The following is a 755-nucleotide window of genomic DNA, read 5'->3' as shown; positions in this document are numbered from 1 at the left end:
GCGGTGCCGCAGGCGGTGATCGTCACCCGCGGCAGCCGGCCCAGGTCGAACGGCAGCTCGGGCAGCGTGACCTCCCGGCGCAGCGGGTTCAGGAAGGCGTGCAGCGTGTCCCCGATCACCGCCGGCTGCTCGTGGATCTCCTTCTGCATGAAGTGGCGGTAGTCGCCCTTGCCGATCATCGCGCCCGAGCCGGAGGTCTGCTTGATCGCCCGCTCCACGATCTCGTCGCTGGCGTCGTGGATGGTCGCGCCCTCGGCTGTCAGCTCGACCCAGTCGCCCTCCTCCAGGTAGGTGATCCGGTTGGTCAGCGGCGCCAGCGCCAGCGAATCGGAGCCGACGTACATCTCGCCGTCGCCGTAGCCGACCGCCATCGGGCTGCCGCGCCGCGCGCCGATCATCATGTCGTGCCGGCCGGCGAACAGCACCGCGAGCGCGAACGCGCCGTCCAGGCGCTTGAGCGCGGCCGCCGTCGCCGCGCTGGGCGAGGCCTGGCGCTTCAGTTCCTGGGTGATCAGGTGGACGATCGCTTCCGTGTCGGTCTCGGTCTCGAACACCGCGCCGTCGGCCTCGAGCTCCTGGCGCAGCTCGTGGAAGTTCTCGACGATGCCGTTGTGCACCACCGCGACGTGGGCGTTGGCGTGCGGGTGGGCGTTGCCCTCGCTCGGCCGGCCGTGGGTCGCCCAGCGGGTGTGGCCGATCCCGGTCGTGCCCTCGATCGGCGCCTCCTCCAGCCGCTGGGCCAGGTTGCGCAGCTT

At 71.5% G+C, this 755-nt stretch carries 1 pseudogene; it reads right to left on the bottom strand.

Features of this window, described 5'->3' with window-relative positions:
• Positions 1-755 (bottom strand): annotated as a pseudogene (locus tag CKO28_RS27790) (class II glutamine amidotransferase); the annotation flags it as partial.

The sequence above is a fragment of the Rhodovibrio sodomensis genome (assembly GCF_016583645.1).
Classification (GTDB): domain Bacteria; phylum Pseudomonadota; class Alphaproteobacteria; order Kiloniellales; family Rhodovibrionaceae; genus Rhodovibrio; species Rhodovibrio sodomensis.
This window is presented reverse-complemented; position numbering and strand designations above follow the sequence as displayed.